The following is a 17,852-nucleotide window of genomic DNA, read 5'->3' on the forward strand; positions in this document are numbered from 1 at the left end:
AACGCGAAAGCAGGGGGCCACATCACGGTTCCGGGCTGACCGCCCGCGCTCCGCGACCTCCCCACTCGACCTGCCGCGCCTGCGCGGCGGGGCGAGACCGTATGACTTCGTCATCCCTGGACAACGAGCCCTTCAGGGCGAGGCCGATCCGGGGACGGGTCGGGAAGGCGGTGACGCATGTCTTCTCCCCCGGGGACAGACCCAGTACAGGACGCCCCATGACCACCCCCGCAGAACGCACCATGGATGAACAGAAGACCGAAGCCCGCGCCTGGTTCGAGACCCTGCGCGACCGCATCCACGCCGGTTTCGAGGCGCTGGAGGCCGAAGCCCCCGCCGACCTGTTCCCCGGGGAACCCGGCCGCTTCGTCCGCACGCCCTGGGATCGTCCCGAAGGCGGCGGCGGGGTCATGGGGATGCTGCACGGCCGGCTGTTCGAAAAGGTCGGGGTCCATGTCTCGACCGTGCACGGGACCTTCCCGGCCGACTATGCCAAGACCGTGCCCGGCGCCGCCGAGGACCCGCGCTTCTTCGCAACGGGCGTCAGCCTGATCGCCCATCCGGTCAGCCCGCGCGTGCCGGCCGTGCATATGAACACCCGCTTCATCGCCACGACGAAAAGCTGGTTCGGCGGCGGGGCCGACCTGACGCCGGCGCTGGACGTCGACCGCCGCCCGGACGCGCCCGACACCGTCGCCTTTCACGCAGCGATGAAGTCCGCCTGCGACGCCCAAGACCCGGCGTGGCACGCGCGCTTCAAACAATGGTGCGACGAGTATTTCTGGCTGCCCCACCGCAATGAGCCGCGCGGCACGGGCGGCATCTTCTACGACCACCACGACAGCGGCGACCGGGCCCGCGACTTCGCCTTCACCCGCGACGTCGGAACGCAGTTCCTCGACGTCTATTCGCGGATCGTGCGCGGCCGCATGGGCGAGGCATGGACGGCGGAGGAACGAGAGGAACAGCTGATCCGCCGCGGCCGCTATGTCGAGTTCAACCTGCTTTACGACCGCGGCACGATGTTCGGCCTCAGGACCGGCGGCAATGTCGACTCGATCCTCAGCTCGATGCCGCCCGTGGTGAAGTGGCCGTAACGAAGTCGCTGATCCATCGGCCGACCATCGGCCGATCGTCCGGCGCCTTCAGACTGTCCACTGCGCGCTCGACCAACGCCGGATCGATCCGGTCATGCCGTCCGGCAGTCAGGTCGGTCGCGAAGGCAGGGGTGAATTCCGGATGGGCCTGGAAACTGATCGCGTCCTCATCCCAGGCCAGCCCCGCGAACGGGGTGAAGTCGCTGCGCAGGATGACGCGGGCCTCCGCCGGCTTGTCGACCACCTGATCCTGATGCGAGGCGGGAATGGCGACGGTGGCCGCGGCCGGGGTCATCCACGGCTCGGGCGAGACCACCTGATAGCGGTGCAGACCGACGCCCCAGCCGCGGTCCGACTTTTCGACCCGTCCACCCAGCGCCTGCGCCATGGCCTGATGGCCGAAACAGACGCCGACCAGTCGCGTCCGGCCCTTCGCCGCCCGGATCCAGTCCAGCAGCCCGGCGATCCACGCATCCGTCTCATAGACCCCCGCCGCCGATCCGGTGACGATCGCCGCGTCGAAGGCCGCCGCGTCCGGCCATTGTCCGGCCTGAACGTCAAACGTCTCCAACTCGAACCCCTCGCCGCCCAACAGGTCGCGAAACATCGCCGGATAATCGCCATGGCGAGCGACCAGCGTCGGCGGCGGCGCGCCGGTCTCCAGGATCGCAATTCGGGTCATTCAGGGCTCCTCGCCCGACCGATATGGGGGATCGCGCGAGACGGCGGAAGGGTGATTCGCTATGGGGTGCGTCATGACCCAAGCCGCTTCCGATCCCGTCGTCCTGATCAACGTCTACCGCTGCCAGCCCGAGCGGTTGGACACGCTGATGGAACGGCTCGGGGTGATGGTCCGGGCCCAGCGCGGGGCCGAGGGTTTCATCTCCGCCACCCTGCATCGCGGCCTGAACGGCAAGGTGGCGGCCGTCCACGCCGTCTGGCGCTCGCGCGAGGACTGGAAGGCCATGGCGCGCAGTCCCGCCGTCAATGCGGCGATGGAGCCGATCATGGCCATCGCCACCTTCGAGCCGCACCTCTATGAGGCGGGTGAGGTCATCGAATAGCGGGTCAGCCCGTCATCCACACCTCGGACCGGGCCCCGTCGCCCCCCAGAGCCGAGGCGACCCAGCCGCAGACCTCGTTCGCGGCCGCCTCGGCCCCCGGCGGCGGGTTCAGCACCACCACCGCGCAGCCGTTCATCCGCATCGGATCGGTCAACGGCCGCAGCCGCGCTTCGGCCACCAGCGCCCGCTTGATCCCGGCCTGATCCAGCCGGCGCAGGAAGCCGTCGAACGTCTCCATGTCCTTCAGCGGCGTCCAGATCGCCACCGTCGCCCGCGGATCGGCCCGGGCGATGGCGGCGGCCGTGTCGGCGGCGCGATGATAGTCGTCCGCCTGTTCGAACGGCGGATCGATCAGCACGAAGGCCCCCGTCGCCTCCGCCGCCCAGGTCCGCGCCTGGTCATAGCCGTCGCCGCCCTGCGCCATGGCCTGCGGAAACGCCTCCAGCGCCTCGGTCAGCAGGTCCAGCACCGGCCCATGCAGCTCGAACCCGACATAGCGGTCATCCTCTCCCAGCCGTCCGGCTATCAACAGGGGCGACCCCGGATAGAGGCGCGCGCCGCCATCGGGATTGAGCCGCGCCACCTCGGCCGCCAGGGCCTCGATCAGCGGCGGCCGGTCGGCGGCGGCCATCAGTCGGGCGATTCCGGCCTCGGCCTCCTTCGAGCGCGCGGCGTCTCCGGTCAGGTCGTACAGGCCGGCCCCGGCGTGGGTGTCGATCACGCTGACCGCCCCCTGCGCCTGCCGCCGCTCCAGCAGCCAGAGCAGCAGGGCGTGTTTGACGATGTCGGCGAAATTTCCGGCGTGGAAGCTGTGGCGATAGTTCATCGCCCTGCCCTCTCGCGGCCCGGCCCCCGGGTCAAGGGGAACCGGCGCCCCTCGAACCACGTTGGCGCTGCGCAAATCCGCAGGAGGTTGAGATGGCGACGACATCACCGGACGGGCGTCGCTGATGGCCCACGGCTCCCTCGAGGTGGCTGTGCGGGCCGAAGTGCCCGATGGCCTGACATACGGCAGCGATGAACACCCGGGGCTCCGACGGACGCCTTCGGGCCGGGGCTTCGCCTATCACGACGCCGGCGGCGGTCTGATCCGCGACGTCAAGGTTCTGCACCGCATCAGCGCCCTCGCCATCCCCCCGGCCTGGACCGGGGTCTGGATCTGCCCGCGCGCCACAGGCCACATCCAGGCCACGGGCCGGGATGTGAAGGGCCGCAAACAGTACCGCTATCACGACGGCTGGAGCCGCCACGCCTCGGAGAGCAAATTCGAACGCATGCCGGTCTTCGCCCGCGCCCTGCCGAGGCTGCGCAAACGGGTTGAGGCCGATCTCAACCGGCGGGGCGTATCGCGCGACAAGGTTCTCGCCACGGCGGTGCGGTTGCTGGAGCTGACCCTGATCCGCGTCGGCAACGCCGAGTATGCGAAGCAGAACCGGTCCTACGGCCTGACCACGCTCAACAAGCGCCATCTCGATCTGACCGGGACCGCCCTGACCTTCGCCTTCAAGGGCAAGAGCGGGGTCGAGCACGAGGTCCGCGTGCGGGACCGCCGGCTGGCGACCGTGGTCCGGTCGCTGCGGGAGCTACCGGGTCAGCAGCTGTTCAAATACCGCGACGCTGCCGGTGCGCTGTGCGCGGTGACCTCCGACGACGTGAACGCCTATATCCGCGAGGCCATGGGCGACGGTTTTTCGGCCAAGGATTTTCGCACCTGGGCCGGAACGGTGTCTGCGGCGCGAGCCCTGCGGGAGACGGAGCCGCCGACGTCGCCCACCGACGCGAAACGCAGGATCACCGTTTCCGTCAAGGCGGTCGCGGGCCTGCTGGGCAATACCCCGACCGTTTGCCGGTCGTCCTACATTCATCCAAAAGTGTTCGACCTCTACGAAAGCGGCCGACTGGTCGAAGTCCTGCCCGGCCCGGAAGCCAACGGCTTCGAGCGCGCCCTGATCAAGGCCCTCGCGGGCTGAGGGCGCCGACCCGGCGCGCGCCCGGATTGCGCGCCCAAACTGAATCGGATGTAACTTGATCCTTGGGGAGAACGGCGGTTTACGACCGCCCTTCATCGGAGGGATCCAGAATGTTCGTATCGAATAATTTCCTGCGCCTGGGCGGGCTGTCGGCCCTGGTCGGGATGTCGCTGGGCGTCTGGATGGCGGCCAATCAGGACTTCGTGCTGAGGCCGGTGCACGCCCACGTCAATCTGCTGGGCTTCGCATCGATGATGCTGTTCGGCCTGTTCTATCGCGCCTTCCCGGCCGCCGGGCGGGGCTGGCTGCCGATGGCGCATTTCTTCCTTTCGGTCATCGGGTTCCTGATCCTGATGCCGTCGCTGACCCTCATGCTGCTGGGCAAACCCCTGTTCATGCCCGGGATGATCGCGTCGGAGATCATGCTGGTGGCGTCGATGGCGCTGTTCGTCGTCATCATATTCAAGGCGACCATGGCGAAGGACGAAAGCGCCTGATGGGTCAAGCAGTCGCCCAGTAGCCACGGCTGCGGGCGCTGACCGGCGCTCGCGTCGCCTCGATCCGCTCCAGAATCGCGTCCCGGAAAGCGTCGGCCGCTTCGTCGCCCTGCAGCAGGCGCAGCGAGCGGATGATCCGGGTGATGCGGCGGTGATTGTGGTCGTTGGGCATCAGCCAGTCGTGAGTCGTCTGGTAGAAGGCGATCATGCGGTCGGTCGCGCCGGCGAGGGCGATCGGCGCCAGTTCGGATACGCGGATGGCCTGAATATCGCCCGGCGCCAGCACCGGCGAGCCGGGCACGGCGGCCGACGGCTCCGGCAAAGGGAACAGCCACTGGATGAAGTCGTGCGTCTGCTCCAGGGCTACATCGTTCATCGCGAGGATCTCGAACACGGTGCGGCCGCGAGCGTCCGTCCCCTCGCCTTCCAGAAACATCACGATGGGACGGGCGACCATTGCGGTCGTCCCCTCAGGCCGCCTTGTCCCAGTTGAGCACGACCTTGCCCGACTGGCCGGAGCGCATCGCCTCGAAGCCCTCCTCGAAGCGCTCATAGCCCATCTGGTGGGTGATCAACGGGGTCAGGTCGAGCCCGGCCTTGAGCAGCCCCAGCATCTTGCGCCAGGTGGTGAACATCTCGCGCCCATAGACGCCCTTGATGGTCAGTGCCTTGAGGATGATCGCGCCCCAGTCGGTCTCCATCGGCTTCGACGGAATGCCCAGCATGGCCATGCCGCCGCCCATGATCAGGGTGTCGACGCATTGTTTGAAGGCGATCGGCGAACCCGACATCTCCAGCGCCACGTCGAAGCCGACCTTCAGGCCGAGCTCGTGCATGACGTCCTTCAGATCCTCGCGGGTCGTGTTCACGGTCCGCACGCCGGGCGCGACCTTCTGCGCCAGCTCGAGGCGGAAGTCGTTGATGTCGGTCAGGACGACGGTGCGGGCGCCGGCGTGGCGGGCGACGGCGGCGGCCATCATGCCGATGGGACCGGCCCCGGTGACCAGCACGTCCTCGCCCAGCAGGTCGAACTGCTGCGCCGTGTGCACGGCGTTGCCAAACGGATCGAGGATCGAGCCGATCTCATAAGGCACGTCGTCGGGCAGCTCGATGACGTTGAAGGCGGGGGCAACGACGAATTCGGCGAAGGCTCCCTGGCGGTTCACACCGATGCCGCGGGTGTCGGGGTCGAGGTGGAAATGGCCGGCGCGGGCCGCTTCCGAGTTCAGGTTGATGACATGGCCCTCGGCCGAGACCCGCTGGCCGATCCTGAGGCGACGGTCGACATCCTTGCCGATGGCCACGATCTCGCCCGAGAACTCATGGCCGGTGATCATCGGCACGGGAACGTTCTTCTGGCTCCACTCATCCCAGTTCCAGATATGGATGTCGGTGCCGCAGACGGCGGTGCGGTGCACCTTGATCAGCACATCCTCGTCGCCCGCGACGGGGATCGGCGCGTCGATCAGTTCGAGGCCGATGCCCGGCTTCGTCTTGGCGAGGGCCTTCATGGTGTCAGCCATCAGATAACTCCCAATTCCTTGCCGGCCGTCGTGAACGCCGCGACCGTTTGATCAATCTGTTCGAAGGTGTGCGCCGCCGACATCTGGGTGCGGATGCGGGCCTGACCGCGCGGCACCACGGGGAACGAAAAGCCGATCACATAGACCCCGAGCTCCAACGCGCGGGCGGCGAAGTCCTGGGCCAGTTTCGCGTCACCCAGCATGACCGGGATGATCGGGTGCTCGCCCGGCAGCAGGGTGAAGCCGGCCTCGGTCATGGCGGTGCGATAGCGGACGGCGTTGGCGAAGAGCCGGGTGCGCAGGGCATCGCCCTCCTCGCCGCCGGCGATGCGGATGGCTTCCATGCTGGACCCACAGACGGCGGGGGCCAAGGCGTTGGAGAACAGATAGGGTCGGGCCCGCTGCTTCAGCAGGGCCACCACTTCGGACGTCGCGCAGATGAAGCCGCCCATGGCCCCGCCCAACGCCTTGCCGAAGGTGCCGGTCAGGAAGTCGATCTCGACCCCGTGGTGGGCGTAGGAGCCTCGCCCCTGCGGCCCGAGGAAGCCGGTGGCGTGACAGTCGTCGACCATGATCAGGGCGTCGTATTTGTCGGCCAGCGCCCGGATGTCCTTCAGCCGGGCGATATAGCCGTCCATCGAGAAGGCGCCGTCGGTGGCGATGACGATCCCCCGCGCGCCGTCAGCCCGGGCCTGTTTCAGCTGGGTCTCGAGGTCGTCCATGTCGGAGTTGGCGAAGCGGTAGCGTTTGGCCTTGCACAGCCGCACACCGTCGATGATCGAGGCGTGGTTCAGGCTGTCGGAGACGATGGCGTCCTCGGCCCCGAACAGGGGCTCGAATATGCCGCCGTTGGCGTCGAAGGCGGCGGCGAACAAGATTGTGTCCTCGAAGCCGAGATAGTCGGCGACGGCACGCTCCAGCTCCTTGTGGATCTCCAGCGTGCCGCAGATGAAGCGGACCGAAGCCGTGCCTGCGCCCCATCGCTGCTGCGCGGCGATCCCGGCCTGGGTCACCCGTTCGTCGCCGGCGAGGCCGAGATAGTTGTTGGCGCAGAAATTCAGCACGTCGCGCCCGCCGACCTTGATCACCGGCCCCTGCCGGGAAGCGATGATCCGCTCCGGCTTGGTCAGGCCCTGTGCGTCGATATCGGCGAGTTCCGCGCGGACGCGGTCATGAAAACTGGCTGTCATGCGCGCTCCGCTACGCCGTTTCCGCCCGGGTTTGAACCCCCCGGAGCTAAGTCGTGGCCGCGGGAGCCGGCTCCGGAACCGGCTCCGCCACCGGGCGGAACGGGCTGACACGGATGCGTCCGCCGCAGGCGGTAAGGGTCTGATTGAAGGAAACGGGCGAGGTGTCGCCGGGCGCCGTCATGCGCACCCGCGTGGCGGACGGGCAGGTCGTCTCGCCGTTTCCTTCATTCGGCACGACATTCCAGGCGATGTCGAAGAAGGCCTTGCCCTGCGGCGCCAGTTCTACCGGCGTCGGGGCCTGCCCCTGACGGAAATAGCTGCCCAGCGTCCGGTCGGCGCGAATAGCCGTCAGGTTGCGGCCCTGCCGGTCCTGAAGCACCACGGTCGGATAGCCGGTCAGACTGCAGGCCTGGGCGCCGACGTTCTGCACGCCGAGGATCGAGACCCGATTGCCGGCTCCGGCGTCGCCGCCGTCCGCGGACAGTTTCAACTGCGGTCCCCGGCAGGGGGCGGAGGCTGGCAGCACCCCGCCCGGCGCGGGCTGGGGTCCGGGAACCGGGCTGGGCGCGACTGGTCCCGAGGACGGACGGCTGCAGCGTTCCAGCACCGCCACGCCGACATCCTCATTGGGGCCGAGCCGGCTGAGTGTGGCGCTCTCCGAACCGTCCCGGGTGGCGCTCCACCACTCCAGACCCGATCCGGCATAACGGGCGCCGGACGCCGACTGGACCGTGCGCAGTGTGTAGCTCTGGCCCTTGTAGGTCAGCAGTGCGGTCGCCGTATCCGGGTAGGCGACGGTGACCGACTGACCGCTTTCGCAGGCATAGCTGACCGGCGGCGCTTGCGTTCCGCTCGCTGGCGACGGCGTGACGGGCGCCGGCGATGTCTCCGCCTCAGGGGAGCAGGCCGCCGCCGCGAACAGGGCGAGGGCCGAAACGGCGGCAGAGGCTGTGCGAGTGCGGCGCATGGAGAAGTCCCGTGGTGAGCAGCTTCAACGCCAGCGAACGGCAAAGGCTCCGCTTGTGCAAGCCCTGCGGTTCAGGCCGTGAGGACCCGGGGCAGTTTGAAGGTCACGGTTTCGCGCTCGCCCGCGTCCTCGATCACCTCGGCGTCGAAGCGGACCCGCACCGCCTCGACCAGCTCCTCGATCAGCCGTTCCGGAGCGGAGGCGCCGGCGGTGATCCCGAGTGTCGAGACGTCCTCCATCCACGACCAGTCGACCTGGTCGGCGTCATCCACCAGCCGGGCGTCGCGAGCCCCGGCGCGCATCGCCACCTCGACCAGCCTCACGGAGTTCGACGAATTCTTCGATCCGACCACCAGCACCAGATCGCAGCCCTGACCCAGCCGCTTGACCGCCTCCTGGCGGTTGGTGGTGGCGTAGCAGATGTCTTCCTTGTGGGGGTCGGGCAGCTCGGGGAAGCGGCGCTTCAGCGTGGCAAGGATTTCCGCGGTGTCATCGACCGACAGCGTGGTCTGGGTGGCGTAGGCCAAGGGCGCCTCGCCGGGACGCTGGAAGGCCTCGGCGTCAGCGACCGTCTCGATCAGGCTGATGGCGCCCGCCGGAAGCTGGCCCATCGTGCCGACGACCTCGGGGTGGCCGGCGTGGCCGATCAGAATGATGTGGCGGCCGGCGGCGTGGTGCCGTTCGGCCTCGACATGGACCTTGGAAACCAGCGGGCAGGTGGCGTCGAGATACAGCATCTCGCGCGCCCGCGCCGTCGCCGGCACCGACTTGGGCACCCCATGGGCCGAAAAGACCACCGGCCGGTCGTCGGGGCAGTCGTCCAGCTCCTTGACGAAAACGGCGCCCATGGCCTTCAGGCGCTCGACCACATGCCGATTGTGCACGATCTCGTGTCGCACATAGACGGGGGCGCCATATTTCTCGATCGCCCGTTCGACGATCTGGATGGCCCGATCGACTCCGGCGCAGAACCCCCGCGGGGTGGCCAGACGGACGGTCAGGGGGGGCTTCTCGGGCGGCCGGACAGGCGCGTGGACGGTCATGGGCGGAACCTAGTCGTTCTAGGCCATCCTCGCCACCACGCTTTAGGCTCGCGCGGGTTTGCCGCGCCTCGGTTTAGCCGCTATCAGCAACCAGCGTGCGCCCCGCGTCGGGCTGTCGCCGCACCTCCTCGTTTCCGGAAGAATATTCGATGCGTCGCGTCCTCAAGGTTTCCCTGGCCTCGGCCCTCGCCGCCGCAGCCGTTTCGGTCATGGTCCTGCCCACCGCCGCCAGCGCCCAGTATCCGCAAGGCCAGCAGGGCCGACCCGGCCAGAGCCCCGGGCAGCGGGAACAGGAAGACGGCTCGACGGAGGACCGTCCGCGCCCGCCCCGGATCGCGCCCCTGCGCCGCAGCGCCGCCGCCGGCCCCTGCCCCTATGTGAAGGTGCTGTACGACGCCGCCCGCTATGTCGAACTGACCGGAGACCGGGTGACCATGGCCAACGTCGGCTTCACCGGCGAGATCGAGGGTCTGGTCTCCGATTGCGCGTACCAGTCGGACCAGCCGATCACGGTTCATACGCGCGTCCAGTTCAACCTCGGCCGCGGCCCGCAGGCGCAGGGCGATGGCCGCACCTACCGCTACTGGATTGCCGTGACCGAGCGGAACCGCGCGGTTCTGGCCAAGGAATATTTCGACCTGCCGGTGAATTTCGACGGGGCGACCACCGCGACCGTCACCCAGGACCAGATCATCGTCATCCCGCGCGCCGAGGCGACCACCAGCGGCGACCATTTTGAAGTGCTGGTCGGTTTCGACGTCACGCCTGCGATGGCCGAGTTCAACCGCAACGGCAACCGCTTCCGCGCCAACGCCGGGACCGGCGCCGCCCAGCCGCCGGCGCAGTAAATGACCGATCTCAGGACTGTTCTGGGCGAAGCGGTCGGAGCCGCCTTCGCCGCCGAAGGCGTGGACCCCGCGCTTGCCCGGGTCACCACGTCGGACCGTCCAGATCTTGCCGATTTCCAGTCCAACGGGGCGCTGGCCGCCGCCAAGGCGCTGAAAGCCAATCCACGCGAACTCGCGAACCGCGTCGCCGAACGCCTGAAGGATGACCCTCGCCTGTCCTCGGTCGAGGTGGCCGGACCTGGGTTCATCAATCTGAAGCTGGCCGACGGCGCCCTGTCGGCCCGCGCCGCAGAGGTCGCCATCGACACCTGGCACGCCGGCGCTTCGCTGGTCGAATCGCCTCGGAAGGTCGTCATCGACTTCGCCGGCCCGAACGTGGCCAAGCCGATGCATGTCGGCCATCTGCGCAGCTCGATCATCGGCGAAAGCCTGAAGCGCATCTTCCGCTTCCGCGGCGATGCGGTCTGGGGCGACGCCCATTTCGGCGACTGGGGCTTCCAGATGGGCCTGCTGATCGTCGCCGTCGGCGACGAGGGCAAGGCCGATGGCTTCCTCGTGGAAGGCGACGGCCCCTTCCCGGCCGAGAGCCCGGTTTCGCTTGAGGATCTCGAGCGCCTCTATCCTGCCGCCGCCGCCATGGCCAAGGAAGACGCCGGCTTCCGCGATCGCGCCCGCAAGGCGACGGCGGAGCTGCAGGGCGGACGTCCGGGCTACCGCGCGCTCTGGGCACATTTCGTCGCCGTCAGCCGCACGGCGCTGGAGCGCGAGTTCGGCGCCCTGGGTGTGACTTTCGACCTGTGGAACGGCGAGAGCGACGCCGATCCGGTCATGGCCGAGATGATCGCCCATCTCGAGGCGACCGGCCTGCTGGTCGAGGACGACGGCGCCCGGGTGGTGCACGTCGCCAGACCCGGCGAGACGCGCAAGCGCAAGCTGGCTGACGGCTCTGTCATCGAGACGCCCAGCCCGCCGCCATTGTTGGTCATCTCGTCCGAAGGCTCGGCCATGTACGGCACGACCGACCTCGCCACGATCCTGGACCGCCGCAAGGCCATCGACCCGGACCTGATCCTTTACGTCGTCGACGAGCGGCAGGCCGAGCATTTCGAGCAGGTGTTCCGTGCGGCCTATCTGGCCGGTTACGCCGCCGAGGGGTCGCTGGACCACCTCGGATTCGGCACCATGAACGGCCCGGATGGCAAGCCCTTCAAGACCCGCGCGGGCGGCGTCCTGAAGCTGCACGACCTGATCACCATGGCGGTGGAGAAGGCGCGCGACCGGTTGCACGAGGCGCATCTGGGCGAAGACCTGACCGAGGCCGAGTTCGAGGCCATCGCCCACAAGGTGGCCGTCGCCGCCTTGAAATTCGCCGACCTGTCCAACAGCCGGACGACCAGCTACGTCTTCGACCTCGACCGCTTCATAAGCTTCGAGGGCAAGACCGGGCCGTATCTGCTGTACCAGGCCGTGCGGATCAAATCCTTGCTGCGCAAGGGCGCTGATCAGGGCGCATCGCCCGGTCCGATCGTCGTGGCCGAGGCCGCCGAGCGCGATCTGGCCCTGACGCTGGACGCCTTCTCGCAGGCCGTCGCCGAGGCCTATGACAAGCGGATGCCGCACGTCATCGCGGAGCACGCCTACCGGCTGGCGCAGAGCTTCTCAAAATTCTACGCCGCCTGCCCGGTGCTGATCGCCCCGGACGCCGCGACCCGGGGCTCCCGCCTGACCCTGTCGAAGGCGGCGCTGGATCAGCTGGAAACCGCCCTGACCCTGCTGGGAATCGACACGCCGGAGCGGATGTAGGCTAGACTGAAGGCTCGTTTCCGGATCCGCCCATGTCACTCGACGCCTATATCGCCGGCCTGCCCAAGGCGGAGTTGCACCTGCATATCGAGGGCAGCCTCGAGCCCGAACTGATGTTCGAACTGGCCCGGCGCAACGGCGTGGCCATTCCCTTCGACAGCGTCGAGGCCGTCAGGGCGGCTTACGATTTTTCCAACCTGCAGGACTTCCTCGACATCTATTACGCGGGAGCGAATGTGCTGCTGACGCGCCGCGACTTCGAGGATCTGGCCTTTGCCTATTTCCAGCGCGCGGCGGCTGACAATGTGCGTCACGCCGAGATCTTCTTCGACCCGCAGACCCATACGGATCGGGGGGTGCCGTTCGGCGTGGTGGTCGAGGGACTGATCGCCGGCATGAACCGGGCGAAGACCGAACTCGGCGTCACCTCCGGCCTGATCCTCAGCTTCCTGCGCCACCTGAGCGAAGAGGAGGCGTTCACCACCCTCGAGGCCGCCACGCCCTGGCTGCGCCATTTCCTCGGCGTCGGACTGGATTCGTCGGAGGTCGGTCACCCGCCGTCCAAGTTTGAAAGGGTCTTCGCCGCCGCCGGCGAACTGGGCCTGAAGCTCTGCGCTCACGCCGGCGAGGAAGGTCCTCCGGCCTATGTGCGCGAGGCGCTGGACCTGCTGCACATCGACCGGATGGACCATGGCAATCGGTCTATGGAGGACGAGGCGCTGATACAGCGGCTCGCAGCGTCGCAGATGACGCTGACCGTTTGCCCGCTGTCGAACCTGAAGCTCTGCGTGGTCAAGGACCTCAAGGATCATCCCGTGCCCGAGATGCTGCGGCGCGGCCTGCATGTCACCCTGAACTCGGACGATCCTGCCTATTTCGGCGGCTATGTGAACGAGAACTACCGCCAGCTGGCCCGGGCCGTCGGGCTTACGCGGGACCAGCTCACCCTGCTGGCGCGCAACAGTTTCGAGGGCTCGTTCCTGGGCGACGCCGACAAGGCGGCACGGATCGCGGAAGTCGAGGCCTGGGCCGCCCGTCCTGCTTGACTTCGCCCCGGAGTCGGGGCCTAGGTCGCGACGCTCTCGCGGGAGAGATCGGAGCCCTTTCGGGGGGTCCGGAGCCGAAGGCGCAACCGCCCCGGAAACGCTCAGGCAAACGGACCGCGAGGACATACGGACGCTGGAAAGTCGCTCTCTGGAGCGCGCCGACGGAGCAAGACGCCGCGAAGGGCTACGGTCCCTGGCGGACGCCGGAATCTCTCAGGCTTCAGGACAGCGGGGGCGCGAGGACGGCGGAGCTTTCCGCCCCAAGACGCGACCGTGAAAGACTGGGCATGACCGACGAAATCCTCAAGACCACGCCGCTCAACGCCGCGCACCGCGCCCTCGGCGCCCGCATGGTGGGCTTCGGCGGCTATGACATGCCGGTGCAGTACGACGGCGTGCTGGCCGAGCACCGCTGGACCCGCGAACACGCCGGCCTGTTCGACGTCTCGCACATGGGCCAGTGCAGGATCACCGGCGAGGACGCCACTGCCCAGTTCGAGCGGTTCGTCCCCGGCGACTATGCGATCCTGAAGGCCGGCCGGCAGAAATACAGCCTGCTGCTGAACGCCGAAGGCGGCATCCTGGACGACTTGATGGCCGGCCGTCCCGACCACGACGGCCTCTATGTCGTGGTCAACGCCGGCAACAAGGACGCCGACTTCGCCTTCCTGCAGGCCAACCTGGCCGGCGATGCGGAACTGACCATCCTGTCCGGCCGCGCCCTGATCGCCATCCAGGGGCCCGAGGCCGCCGAGGTCATGTTCGCCCACGAACCTGTGCTGGCCGAGTTCGGCTTCATGGACTGCGCCCGGCTTGTGCTGTTCGGGGTCGACTGCTTCGTCTCCCGCTCGGGCTACACCGGCGAGGACGGCTACGAAATTTCCGTGCCGAACGCAGACGCCGAACGCATCTGGAACACCATTCTCAAGGACGCCCGCGTCAAGCCGATCGGCCTGGGCGCCCGCGACAGCCTGCGTCTCGAAGCGGGCCTGCCGCTGCACGGCCACGACATTGATGCCACGACCAGCCCGGTCGAGGGCGCGCTCACCTTCGCCCTGTCGAAGTCGCGCAAGGAGCGCGCCGACTTCAACGGCGCTGACCGCATCCTGAAGGAGCTGGCCGAGGGCCCGCCGCGGGTCCGCGTCGGCCTGAGCGTCAAGGAAGGCGCCCCGGCCCGCGAAGGCGCCGAGATCGCCGACATGGACGGAAACGTGATCGGCACGGTCACCTCGGGCGGCCCGTCGCCGACGCTGGGCCGCAACATCGCCATGGGCTATGTCCCGCCGAAATTCGCCGAACTGGGAACGGAGCTGAAGGTCATCGTGCGCGGCAAGCCCGCCGCCGCCGAGGTCGTCGCCACCCCCTTCGTCGCCCAACGCTATTATCGCAAACCGAAAGCCTGAGGATCGGACCGATGCATTTCTCCAAGGATCACGAGTGGGTTCGCTTCGATGGCGACGTCGCCACCGTCGGAATTTCCAAACATGCCGCTGATGCACTCGGCGACGTGGTGTTCGTCGAGACGCCGGACGCCGGCAAGTCGGTTTCCAAGGGCGACAGCTTCGCCGTCGTCGAGAGCGTCAAGGCGGCTTCGGACGTCTACGCCCCCGTCTCGGGCGAGGTGATCGAAGGCAACGCCGCCCTCGCCTCCGCCCCGGAAACCGTCAACGCCGATCCCGAAGGCGAAGGCTGGTTCGCGAAGATCAAGGTGTCGGACGCCTCGACCGACGGCCTGATGGACCGCGCCGCCTACGACGCCTTTCTGGCCACCCTCTAAGCCCTTTCACGCACGGACCTCCCCGCCATGCGCTACCTCCCGCTGACGCCCGACGACCGCTCCGCCATGCTGACGGCCATCGGGGCCAAATCCATCGACGACCTGTTCGTGGACGTGCCTGATGCTGCGCGGCGCGACGGCTTTGTCGACCTGCCTCGCGTGGCGGGTGAGCTGGAGGTCGAGCGGGCTCTTGGAGCCATGGCGGCGAAGAACGCCTCGGCGGGGACGGTCCCCTTCTTCTGCGGGGCCGGTGCTTACAAGCACCACGTGCCGGCGACGGTGGACCATGTGATCCAGCGGTCGGAGTTCCTGACCAGCTACACGCCCTACCAGCCGGAAATCGCACAGGGCACGCTGCAGTATCTGTACGAGTTCCAAACTCAGGTCGCGAACCTGACCGGCATGCCGGTGGCCAACGCCAGCCTCTATGACGGCTCGACCGCCATGGCCGAGGGCGTGCTGATGGCGACCCGCGTGACCCGCCGCAACAAGGCGGTGATCTCGGGCGGGGTGCATCCGCACTATGTCCAGGCCACCGAGACCGTGGTCCACGCCGTCGGCGTCGAGACCCACGCCTTGCCGGCAGCCGTGGACGCGGAAGCCGATGTCATCGCCCAGATCGGGCCGGACACCGCCTGCGTCGTGGTCCAGACCCCGAACGTGTTCGGAACCGCCACCGACGTGACGAAGATCGCCGAAGCGGCCCACGCCGCCGGCGCCCTGCTGATCGTCGTCGTCACCGAGGCCGTGTCGATGGGGCTGCTCAAGTCGCCCGGCGAGATGGGCGCCGATATCGTCGCCGCCGAAGGCCAGTCGATCGGCAACGCCCTGAACTACGGCGGCCCCTACGTCGGTCTGTTCGCCTGCCGCGAAAAGCTGGTGCGTCAGATGCCGGGCCGCCTGACCGGCGAGACCATCGACGCCGAGGGAAAGCGCGGCTTCGTCCTGACCCTGTCGACGCGCGAACAGCACATCCGCCGCGACAAGGCGACGTCGAACATCTGCACCAACTCGGGCCTCTGCACCCTCGCCTTCACCATCCACATGAGCCTGCTGGGCGAGACGGGGCTGCGCAAGATGGCCCTGCTGAACCACGAGAAGGCGCTGGCGACGCGCGATGCCTTGGGGGCCATTCCGGGCGTCGAGGTGCTGACCCCGCGCTTCTTCAACGAGTTCGCGGTTCGCCTGCCGAAGCCCGCGGCCGAAGTGGTCGAACAGCTGGCCCAGCACCGCATCCTCGCTGGTGTGCCCTACAGCCGCCTCGCCCCTGGAGCCGGCATGGACGACGTCCTGCTGGTCGCGGCGACCGAGATGACCATGGACGCCGATATCAAAATCCTGGCGAGCGCGCTCGCCAAGGTCTGCGCGTAAGGAGCCCGGATCATGAGCACCATGAACACCGTCGGCCGCCCGACCACGCCGAACCGCATCGAGAGCAAGCCCGCCACCCTGACCGGCGGCCGGGGCCTGCTCCAGGACGAGCACCTGATCTTCGAGAGCGACGGCTGGGGCAAGACCGGGGTCGACCTGCCGGAGCCGAAGACGAACGGGTCCGACCTCGGCGACCTGGTTCGCAAGGATCCGATCGGCCTGCCGGGCCTCTCCGAACCCGAGGCGATGCGCCACTATGTGCGGCTGTCGCAGAAAAACCACGCCATCGACCTGGCCATCTATCCGCTGGGGTCGTGCACGATGAAGCACAACCCGCGTCTCAACGAAAAGATCGCCCGTCTGCCGGGCTTCTCGGATATCCACCCGCTGCAGCCGACGTCCACCGTGCAGGGCGCGCTGGAGCTGATGGATACGCTGGCGCATTGGCTCAAGACCCTGACCGGCATGCCCGCCGTGGCTCTGTCGCCCAAGGCCGGCGCCCATGGCGAGCTGTGCGGCCTGATGGCCATCCGCGCCGCCCACGAGGCCTCGGGCGAGCATGAGAAGCGCCGTAAGGTGCTGGTGCCGACGTCGGCCCACGGGACCAACCCGGCCACCGCCGCCTTCGTCGGCTACACCGTCGTGGAAGTGGCCCAGACCGAGGACGGCCGCGTCGATGTGGCTGACCTCGCCGCCAAGCTGGGTGACGACGTGGCCGCCATCATGGTGACCAATCCGAACACCTGCGGCCTGTTCGAGCGCGACATCCTCGAGATCAGCCGCCTGACCCACGAGGCCGGCGCCTATTTCTACTGCGACGGCGCGAACTTCAACGCCATCGTCGGCCGGGTGCGGCCGGGCGATCTGGGCGTCGACGCCATGCACATCAATCTGCACAAGACCTTCTCGACGCCCCACGGCGGCGGCGGGCCGGGCGCGGGTCCCGTGGTGCTGTCAGAAGCCCTCGCCCCCTTCGCTCCGGCCCCATGGGTGGTGCATGACGCCGACGGTTACCGCCTGATCGAACGCGAGGAAGACGAGGCCGAACAGGCCTTCGGCCGGCTGTGCGCCTTCCAGGGCCAGATGGGCATGTACACCCGGGCCCTCAGTTACATGATGAGCCACGGCTCGGACGGCCTGCGTCAGGTCGCCGAGGACGCAGTGCTGAACGCGAATTATATCAAGGCCCGGCTGTCGGACCTGATGAGCCCGGCCTTCCCGGAGGGGCCGTGCATGCACGAGGCCCTGTTCGACGACGAATGGCTGAAGGGCACGGACGTCACCACGCTCGACTTCGCCAAGGCGATGATCGACGAGGGCTTCCATCCGATGACCATGTATTTCCCGCTGGTCGTCCATGGGGCCATGCTGATCGAGCCGACCGAGACGGAGTCCAAGCAGGAGCTGGACCGCTTCATCCACGCCATGCGGGCGCTGGCCGAGGCGGCGAAAGCCGGCGACGTCGACCGGTTCAAGGGCGCGCCCTTCCATGCGCCGATGAGGCGTCTGGACGAGACCCGCGCGGCCCGATCGCCCGTGCTGCGCTGGACGGCTCCCGAAGGCTCGAACATCGCCGCTGAATAGTTACAGTCCGGTAACACGGCAAAGTGAACGCCGCCTGCCCCAGCAGGCGTATGCTTCTCCCTGCGTAGTCTG

At 68.0% G+C, this 17,852-nt stretch carries 18 protein-coding genes and 2 riboswitches; of the genes, 11 read left to right on the forward strand and 7 right to left on the reverse strand.

Features of this window, described 5'->3' with window-relative positions; translation table 11 throughout:
- Positions 1–242 precede the first annotated feature (242 nt).
- On the forward strand, positions 243–1,097 hold the full coding sequence (gene hemF / locus ACTIEW_RS05965) for an oxygen-dependent coproporphyrinogen oxidase (protein WP_439477283.1): 855 nt from the start codon (positions 243–245) through the stop codon (positions 1,095–1,097).
- Here the strand turns inward: hemF and ACTIEW_RS05970 are convergent.
- Positions 1,063–1,779 carry a glutamine amidotransferase-related protein gene (locus ACTIEW_RS05970; RefSeq protein WP_439476997.1) on the reverse strand — a complete coding sequence of 239 codons (717 nt, stop codon included), beginning with the start codon at positions 1,777–1,779 and terminating at the stop codon, positions 1,063–1,065. The two genes, hemF and ACTIEW_RS05970, sit on opposite strands and share 35 nt — an antisense overlap.
- Before the next feature lie 73 nt (positions 1,780–1,852).
- On the opposite strand from ACTIEW_RS05970, the gene ACTIEW_RS05975 reads away from it, so the two are divergent.
- Complete coding sequence (locus ACTIEW_RS05975) at positions 1,853–2,161, forward strand: antibiotic biosynthesis monooxygenase family protein (protein WP_439476998.1); 309 nt, start codon at positions 1,853–1,855, stop codon at positions 2,159–2,161.
- A gap of 4 nt (positions 2,162–2,165) precedes the next feature.
- Here the strand turns inward: ACTIEW_RS05975 and rlmJ are convergent, their stop codons facing one another.
- Positions 2,166–2,987 (reverse strand): 23S rRNA (adenine(2030)-N(6))-methyltransferase RlmJ, encoded by an 822-nt coding sequence (rlmJ, locus tag ACTIEW_RS05980; RefSeq protein WP_439476999.1) that lies wholly within the window; start codon positions 2,985–2,987, stop codon positions 2,166–2,168.
- A gap of 124 nt (positions 2,988–3,111) precedes the next feature.
- Between rlmJ and ACTIEW_RS05985 the strand changes: the two genes are divergently transcribed.
- Both ACTIEW_RS05985 and ACTIEW_RS05990 read left to right on the forward strand, forming a co-directional pair.
- On the forward strand, positions 3,112–4,131 hold the full coding sequence (locus ACTIEW_RS05985; protein WP_439477000.1) for a DNA topoisomerase IB: 1,020 nt from the start codon (positions 3,112–3,114) through the stop codon (positions 4,129–4,131).
- 110 nt (positions 4,132–4,241) lie between these two features.
- The gene (locus tag ACTIEW_RS05990) at positions 4,242–4,628 is read left to right on the forward strand and encodes a hypothetical protein (RefSeq protein WP_439477001.1); all 387 of its coding nucleotides are present in this window, start codon (positions 4,242–4,244) and stop codon (positions 4,626–4,628) included.
- Positions 4,629–4,632: 4 nt separating this feature from the next.
- Here the strand turns inward: ACTIEW_RS05990 and ACTIEW_RS05995 are convergent, their stop codons facing one another.
- The 5 genes from ACTIEW_RS05995 to ispH form a co-directional block, all read right to left on the reverse strand.
- Positions 4,633–5,085: an opioid growth factor receptor-related protein gene (locus ACTIEW_RS05995; protein WP_439477002.1), complete on the reverse strand. Its 453-nt coding sequence runs from the start codon at positions 5,083–5,085 to the stop codon at positions 4,633–4,635.
- A gap of 13 nt (positions 5,086–5,098) precedes the next feature.
- The gene (gene tdh / locus ACTIEW_RS06000) at positions 5,099–6,151 is read right to left on the reverse strand and encodes an L-threonine 3-dehydrogenase (protein WP_439477003.1); all 1,053 of its coding nucleotides are present in this window, start codon (positions 6,149–6,151) and stop codon (positions 5,099–5,101) included.
- Positions 6,151–7,341, reverse strand: a complete 1,191-nt coding sequence (locus tag ACTIEW_RS06005; protein WP_439477004.1) for a glycine C-acetyltransferase — start codon at positions 7,339–7,341, stop codon at positions 6,151–6,153. Before ACTIEW_RS06005 ends, tdh begins: the two co-directional genes overlap by 1 nt.
- Positions 7,342–7,387: 46 nt before the next feature.
- On the reverse strand, positions 7,388–8,308 hold the full coding sequence (locus ACTIEW_RS06010) for a DUF4232 domain-containing protein (RefSeq protein WP_439477005.1): 921 nt from the start codon (positions 8,306–8,308) through the stop codon (positions 7,388–7,390).
- Positions 8,309–8,379: 71 nt separating this feature from the next.
- The gene (gene ispH, locus ACTIEW_RS06015) at positions 8,380–9,351 is read right to left on the reverse strand and encodes a 4-hydroxy-3-methylbut-2-enyl diphosphate reductase (protein ID WP_439477006.1); all 972 of its coding nucleotides are present in this window, start codon (positions 9,349–9,351) and stop codon (positions 8,380–8,382) included.
- 149 nt (positions 9,352–9,500) lie between these two features.
- Here ispH and ACTIEW_RS06020 point away from each other — a divergent pair, with 149 nt between their 5' ends.
- The 7 genes from ACTIEW_RS06020 to gcvPB all read left to right on the forward strand — a co-directional run bounded on the left by ACTIEW_RS06020 (position 9,501) and on the right by gcvPB (position 17,780).
- Entirely contained in the window at positions 9,501–10,199 is a 699-nt protein-coding gene (locus tag ACTIEW_RS06020; protein WP_439477007.1) for a Tat pathway signal sequence domain protein, read from the forward strand.
- Positions 10,200–12,002 (forward strand): arginine--tRNA ligase, encoded by a 1,803-nt coding sequence (gene argS, locus ACTIEW_RS06025; protein ID WP_439477008.1) that lies wholly within the window; start codon positions 10,200–10,202, stop codon positions 12,000–12,002. It begins immediately after the preceding gene.
- 32 nt (positions 12,003–12,034) lie between these two features.
- Positions 12,035–13,048: an adenosine deaminase gene (locus tag ACTIEW_RS06030; RefSeq protein WP_439477009.1), complete on the forward strand. Its 1,014-nt coding sequence runs from the start codon at positions 12,035–12,037 to the stop codon at positions 13,046–13,048.
- Positions 13,049–13,077: 29 nt separating this feature from the next.
- Positions 13,078–13,175: riboswitch (glycine riboswitch) on the forward strand.
- 4 nt (positions 13,176–13,179) lie between these two features.
- Positions 13,180–13,279, forward strand: a riboswitch (glycine riboswitch).
- Positions 13,280–13,335: 56 nt separating this feature from the next.
- Positions 13,336–14,451, forward strand: coding sequence for a glycine cleavage system aminomethyltransferase GcvT (gcvT, locus tag ACTIEW_RS06035; RefSeq protein WP_439477010.1), 1,116 nt, complete (start codon positions 13,336–13,338; stop codon positions 14,449–14,451).
- A gap of 11 nt (positions 14,452–14,462) precedes the next feature.
- Positions 14,463–14,825 carry a glycine cleavage system protein GcvH gene (gcvH, locus tag ACTIEW_RS06040; protein WP_439477011.1) on the forward strand — a complete coding sequence of 121 codons (363 nt, stop codon included), beginning with the start codon at positions 14,463–14,465 and terminating at the stop codon, positions 14,823–14,825.
- 27 nt (positions 14,826–14,852) lie between these two features.
- Complete coding sequence (gene gcvPA / locus ACTIEW_RS06045) at positions 14,853–16,196, forward strand: aminomethyl-transferring glycine dehydrogenase subunit GcvPA (protein ID WP_439477012.1); 1,344 nt, start codon at positions 14,853–14,855, stop codon at positions 16,194–16,196.
- A 12-nt stretch (positions 16,197–16,208) separates the two neighbouring features.
- A complete protein-coding gene (gene gcvPB / locus ACTIEW_RS06050) occupies positions 16,209–17,780 on the forward strand; it encodes an aminomethyl-transferring glycine dehydrogenase subunit GcvPB (RefSeq protein WP_439477013.1) in 1,572 nt (523 codons plus the stop codon).
- Positions 17,781–17,852: the final 72 nt, after the last annotated feature.

This window comes from Brevundimonas sp., from assembly GCF_051860745.1.
In the GTDB taxonomy this organism is placed as follows: Bacteria; Pseudomonadota; Alphaproteobacteria; order Caulobacterales; family Caulobacteraceae; genus Brevundimonas.

Excerpts from the sequence above, each read along its gene's own strand:
- hemF (WP_439477283.1), top strand. The coding sequence starts at position 243 with ATGGATGAACAGAAGACCGAAGCCCGCGCCTGGTTCGAGACCCTGCGC.
- ACTIEW_RS05970 (WP_439476997.1), bottom strand. The coding sequence starts at position 1,779 with ATGACCCGAATTGCGATCCTGGAGACCGGCGCGCCGCCGCCGACGCTG.
- ACTIEW_RS05975 (WP_439476998.1), top strand. The coding sequence starts at position 1,853 with ATGACCCAAGCCGCTTCCGATCCCGTCGTCCTGATCAACGTCTACCGC.
- rlmJ (WP_439476999.1), bottom strand. The coding sequence starts at position 2,987 with ATGAACTATCGCCACAGCTTCCACGCCGGAAATTTCGCCGACATCGTC.
- ACTIEW_RS05985 (WP_439477000.1), top strand. The coding sequence starts at position 3,112 with ATGGCCCACGGCTCCCTCGAGGTGGCTGTGCGGGCCGAAGTGCCCGAT.
- ACTIEW_RS05990 (WP_439477001.1), top strand. The coding sequence starts at position 4,242 with ATGTTCGTATCGAATAATTTCCTGCGCCTGGGCGGGCTGTCGGCCCTG.
- ACTIEW_RS05995 (WP_439477002.1), bottom strand. The coding sequence starts at position 5,085 with ATGGTCGCCCGTCCCATCGTGATGTTTCTGGAAGGCGAGGGGACGGAC.
- tdh (WP_439477003.1), bottom strand. The coding sequence starts at position 6,151 with ATGGCTGACACCATGAAGGCCCTCGCCAAGACGAAGCCGGGCATCGGC.
- ACTIEW_RS06005 (WP_439477004.1), bottom strand. The coding sequence starts at position 7,341 with ATGACAGCCAGTTTTCATGACCGCGTCCGCGCGGAACTCGCCGATATC.
- ACTIEW_RS06010 (WP_439477005.1), bottom strand. The coding sequence starts at position 8,308 with ATGCGCCGCACTCGCACAGCCTCTGCCGCCGTTTCGGCCCTCGCCCTG.
- ispH (WP_439477006.1), bottom strand. The coding sequence starts at position 9,351 with ATGACCGTCCACGCGCCTGTCCGGCCGCCCGAGAAGCCCCCCCTGACC.
- ACTIEW_RS06020 (WP_439477007.1), top strand. The coding sequence starts at position 9,501 with ATGCGTCGCGTCCTCAAGGTTTCCCTGGCCTCGGCCCTCGCCGCCGCA.
- argS (WP_439477008.1), top strand. The coding sequence starts at position 10,200 with ATGACCGATCTCAGGACTGTTCTGGGCGAAGCGGTCGGAGCCGCCTTC.
- ACTIEW_RS06030 (WP_439477009.1), top strand. The coding sequence starts at position 12,035 with ATGTCACTCGACGCCTATATCGCCGGCCTGCCCAAGGCGGAGTTGCAC.
- gcvT (WP_439477010.1), top strand. The coding sequence starts at position 13,336 with ATGACCGACGAAATCCTCAAGACCACGCCGCTCAACGCCGCGCACCGC.
- gcvH (WP_439477011.1), top strand. The coding sequence starts at position 14,463 with ATGCATTTCTCCAAGGATCACGAGTGGGTTCGCTTCGATGGCGACGTC.
- gcvPA (WP_439477012.1), top strand. The coding sequence starts at position 14,853 with ATGCGCTACCTCCCGCTGACGCCCGACGACCGCTCCGCCATGCTGACG.
- gcvPB (WP_439477013.1), top strand. The coding sequence starts at position 16,209 with ATGAGCACCATGAACACCGTCGGCCGCCCGACCACGCCGAACCGCATC.